This window comes from Komagataeibacter europaeus LMG 18890 (assembly GCF_000285295.1).
In the GTDB taxonomy this organism is placed as follows: Bacteria; Pseudomonadota; Alphaproteobacteria; order Acetobacterales; family Acetobacteraceae; genus Komagataeibacter; species Komagataeibacter europaeus.
The window spans coordinates 1-3,317 of sequence record NZ_CADP01000194.1 but is presented as its reverse complement, the minus strand read 5'-3'; the positions used below and the strand labels follow the sequence as shown (position 1 = coordinate 3,317).

At 58.8% G+C, this 3,317-nt stretch carries 4 protein-coding genes; 3 read left to right on the top strand and 1 reads right to left on the bottom strand.

Translation table 11 applies throughout. The features are described 5' to 3' along the window. Nucleotides 1-73 precede the first annotated feature (73 nt). The 3 genes from GEU01_RS20375 (at nucleotide 74) to GEU01_RS27810 (ending at nucleotide 1,956) form a co-directional block, all read left to right on the top strand. A complete protein-coding gene (locus GEU01_RS20375) occupies nucleotides 74-487 on the top strand; it encodes a hypothetical protein (RefSeq protein WP_019087511.1) in 414 nt (137 codons plus the stop codon). Nucleotides 488-644: 157 nt separating this feature from the next. Then, nucleotides 645-1,676, top strand: coding sequence for a phosphoadenosine phosphosulfate reductase domain-containing protein (locus GEU01_RS20370; RefSeq protein WP_019087512.1), 1,032 nt, complete (start codon nucleotides 645-647; stop codon nucleotides 1,674-1,676). A gap of 31 nt (nucleotides 1,677-1,707) precedes the next feature. Further along, nucleotides 1,708-1,956, top strand: a complete 249-nt coding sequence (locus GEU01_RS27810) for a DUF5983 family protein (RefSeq protein ID WP_019087509.1) — start codon at nucleotides 1,708-1,710, stop codon at nucleotides 1,954-1,956. A 251-nt stretch (nucleotides 1,957-2,207) separates the two neighbouring features. Here the strand turns inward: GEU01_RS27810 and GEU01_RS20360 are convergent, their stop codons facing one another. Then, the gene (locus GEU01_RS20360) at nucleotides 2,208-3,239 is read right to left on the bottom strand and encodes an IS110 family RNA-guided transposase (protein WP_014106769.1); all 1,032 of its coding nucleotides are present in this window, start codon (nucleotides 3,237-3,239) and stop codon (nucleotides 2,208-2,210) included. Nucleotides 3,240-3,317: the final 78 nt, after the last annotated feature.

Sequence of the window (3,317 nt, the reverse complement as noted above, 5' to 3'; positions counted from 1 at the left end):
GTGATGGTGTGGCACTGCCCATGGCGGGAAGCCAAGACACTGAGCGAATTTGTCCTGGCAAGGGAGGACGGCAATGCCTGATTTTCGTATCACGCTGGTTGAGCGCCTGTTTGAAGCGGATGCCGGCGATTTCAGGGTCACGGCGACGGACGCCGAGGCGGCTGCGCGGATCGTCCTCAATGCGGTCCCCGACAGTGTGGACTCTGACGGGATCCGGACCACTATTCTGCCTGACGGCCAGGAAGTGGACCTTGAGGTCGAGGAAGTCGTCCATGGCGAGATCGTGGCCATGGTCCACGATGCGGGAACTGGCGTGCTGCAGGGACAGTTTGGGTTTTCCCTTGTTTTCAGCCCGGGCCGAGAGGCAGCCTTCGTTCTCGCCAGAGTGATGGATCGTGTCCTTGCGGATGACGGTGAGTGGGACAGCCATGCAGCCTGCGTGCTGCTGCGCCGGTATCTGCACGAATACCTGAACGCGGACGCGTAGGAAAAGCAGGAAGAAACAGGAAAAAATATGCCCGAAGGGCCATCGCGCCTCAAACGGTGGCTCTTGTCCCGCTCCGCGGGCCTGCGATGCCGGTGCACGCGCCGCGTTTGACCCGCGATATCCCTTCGGACCGCCAGAAGACATCCAGACAAGGAGAATGTCCATGGCGCCCGCAAGCCTGTCATCTCGCCAGGGAACTGTCCCGCCGGAGCCTGGAGCGAGACCTGATCTGGCGTGTTATGATCACGTCATCGTCGCCTGTTCCTTTGGCAAGGATTCCCTCGCCAGTACGCTGCACCTGTTCGAAAAGGGCGTGGCGCCGCAGCGCATCGAGTGGTGGCATCATCTTGTGGACGATGACGGGGACGTTTTTGACTGGCCGCATGTGCCCGATTACGGGCGGCATCTGGCTGCGGCCCTTGACGTCAGGCTGTATTTCTCCGCGCGCCAGGGCGGGATCGTGCGGGAAATGCTGCGCGAGAATGCGCCGACCGCACCGGTCTGGTTCGATACGCCAACAGGGCGGGTCACTGTCGGTGGCAAGGGACCGCCCAATACACGCCGCCGCTTCCCGCAGGTTTCGGCGAACCTGTCGGTCCGCTGGTGCTCCCCATACGCCAAGATCATGGTTGCGGATGGCGCCCTGCGGAACCAGGCGCGTTTCGGTCATGCCCGGACCCTGTTTGTAACTGGAGAACGTGCGGCGGAATCCGCGAACCGTGCCCGTTACGCTGTCTTTGAGCGGCACCTGGCAGACTGTCGTGATGGTCGGATCCGACGGCATATCGATCACTGGCGGCCGGTACATGCCTGGAGTGAAGCGGCTGTCTGGCAGATCCTGCGTCGGCATGGCGTGATCCCGCCGCTTCCCTATCAGCTCGGGTTTGGCCGTCTGTCCTGCCTGACATGTGTATTCATGTCTGCTGATCAGGCTGCAACGCTGCGGCACATGGACCCGGATCGGTTCGCCCGGCTGTGTGAGTGGGAACGCGCATTTGGCTGCACCATCCTACGCGACCGGGACCTCGGCACGCTGGCCAATGGCGGCACGGTTTACGGCCCCGTGCGCCGGCACCCGGATCTGGTGCGCCGCGCGCTCTGCCACCGCTGGCGTGGCCGTGTCCTCACATCCCCCGAACAATGGGTCCTGCCCGCTGGTGCATTCGGCGAGAGCGCCGGGCCGGTCTGACCCGCCTCATCCTCCAGCAGGGAGAAACCCGATGTTAGCGCCGTTCCAGATCCGGAAATTCCTCGACCTGAGCACCGGCCACCTCCCCCTGTCGGACCGTGGACACCTTGAGAGATATGCAAGGTCAGGTGGCTCCTTTGGGCTGACCTGCCTGTCCGGCCCGCACGGATGGTTTGTCCATGTCCCGCTTATGTGGACGGCCTTTACGATGCAAGAGGTCACATTGATTGCATTGTCGTATCTTTCTTCTGCGTATTTTCGCTCCAGCGAAATGCACTGATACTGTCATGATGTGGAGATCCGGTCAGATGCGCCCTTATGTCCGGCCTGTTTATGCGAAATCCTTCGCTGGCCATCATGGGTGTTCGCTTGCGTGTCAGGCACCAATCTGGATCTCGTGCTCAATGGCACATGGGGACATTCGGTATTGCCTGAACTGCTTCTGATTACAGTCTTTCCCATCACGCGGTCAGTGCATACTGCCGGATCTACCGGAGCTTATTCCGGTATCCATCATCCTGGTGGTACATGTCAGACTATAGCGACACTGCGACCGGCCGGACGATAGATCTCTTTGCGCGACAACAAAACCCAGATGATCCGGGCCAGCTTGTTGGCTAACGCCACGGTTGCCAGACGGCCCGGGCGACGTTCCAGAAGCTTGCAAAGCCATACTCCCGCAGCGCTATCCCATTTCTGTGCGCGGTAAAGCATGGATGTTGCGCCCAGAACGAGCATCTTTCTTATTTCCCGGTTGCCCGTTTTGGTAATTCTGCCCAATCGGGTTTTTCCGCCCGATGAATGCTGGCGCGGTACGAGACCAAGCCAGGCTGCGAAGTGCCGGGCCGTATCGAAGGCCCCAATATCGGTAACAGACGCGACAATCAGGGAGGCGGTTACCGGACCAATGCCCGGGATGGTCAAAAGACGGCGAGCATCTTCATCCTGTTTGGCATGTGTCCGGATACCTCCTTCCAGGTTTTCTATGCTTTCGTTCAGTCGACCATACTGTTCAAAGAGCAGCATGGTTGTCTGTTTCAGGGCATCAGGCAGATTGGATGAGGTTTCGATTTTCGCCAGAAGTTCGGGGAGACGGGCATTTCCAAGGGGAACAATCAAACCGAATTCCGCTGCAAGTGCACGCAACGCATTCACCAGCATCGTTTGCTGTTTGACCAGAAGGGTACGAGTTGAGTGCAGCGATAACAGGCTTTGCTGCTCCCGATTTTTAATCGGGACGAAGCGCGTGTCGGGATGGATCGCGGCAAGACAAATCGCGGCGGCATCAACAGCATCGTTTTTCTTGCCACGTTTGACAAATGGTTTGACCATTTCAGGGGGAATGAGTTTTACCTCATGACCGGTGTCACGGATGACACGAGCCCAGTGATGCGACGTGCTACAGGCTTCGAGTACGACCAGGCAGCGCTCCAGCTTTTCAAAGAATGAGATAACTTCACTCCGCCCGAGTTTCTTCTTGAGCAGACATTTTCCGCTTGCGTCCGTGCCATGCACTTGAAAAACAGACTTGGCGATATCCAGGCCGATTATGGTAACTTTCATCCGGGCGGTCTCCTCTGAATGGTCTTCCGACCTCATCATGGCACATTGATGTCGCATGGAGGCCGTCCACCCCATCTG